This window comes from Pedococcus sp. P1_H8, from assembly GCF_056405175.1.
The window spans coordinates 1-919 of sequence record NZ_JBFUCP010000026.1 but is presented as its reverse complement, the minus strand read 5'-3'; the positions used below and the strand labels follow the sequence as shown (position 1 = coordinate 919).

Annotated in this window: 1 rRNA gene; it reads left to right on the top strand. The window is 56.3% G+C overall.

Features of this window, described 5'->3' with window-relative positions:
* Positions 1-479: 479 nt before the first annotated feature.
* Positions 480-919 (top strand): 16S ribosomal RNA (locus tag AC1DYG_RS18615); the annotation flags it as partial.

Below are 919 nucleotides of genomic sequence, written 5' to 3'. Positions count from 1 at the left end.
GGGTGAATGCCGCCCAAACGAACGATTTTTACGGCTCACAGACCTTTGACCAGGCGATTTGGTACTTCTCGTCCACGTCCCGTAACTTATTCCAAGTCAGAGCGACACGGACACCGACCCGGACCGAGAGGTACGGGACACGAGGTAGGACGAAGTCGCTGACCATCCCACCAGTCAGAGAATGCGGGTTTGCGCCCGCGACTTCGATGGGTTAGGCTGGTAAAGTTGCCCCGGAACACCGAGAGAGCTAATCTCGGGTGTGAAGGTGTGTGCGTGTTCTTTGAGAACTCAACAGTGTGCCGATGAATGTCAGTGCCAAATTATTTGGTACTCCGCAYSGTCTTTYGACGGTGTGGGTATTGCTGATCACCTCATTCTTCCGTCTGAGGGGGTCAGTGTTTTAAGCTAGTTGAGTTTATTTGCTAGTGATTTGACTCGATGTCTATGACTGATTGCCGGCTTGCCGGCGTCTAGAGTCTTCAACGGAGAGTTTGATCCTGGCTCAGGACGAACGCTGGCGGCGTGCTTAACACATGCAAGTCGAGCGGTAAGGCCCTTCGGGGTACACGAGCGGCGAACGGGTGAGTAACACGTGGGTGATCTGCCCTGCACTTCGGGATAAGCCTGGGAAACTGGGTCTAATACCGGATACGACCTCGGGCTGCATGGCCTGGGGTGGAAAGGTTTACTGGTGCAGGATGGGCCCGCGGCCTATCAGCTTGTTGGTGGGGTAATGGCCTACCAAGGCGACGACGGGTAGCCGACCTGAGAGGGTGACCGGYCACACTGGGACTGAGACACGGCCCAGACTCCTACGGGAGGCAGCAGTGGGGAATATTGCACAATGGGCGAAAGCCTGATGCAGCGACGCCGCGTGAGGGATGACGGCCTTCGGGTTGTAAACCTCTTTCAGCAGGGA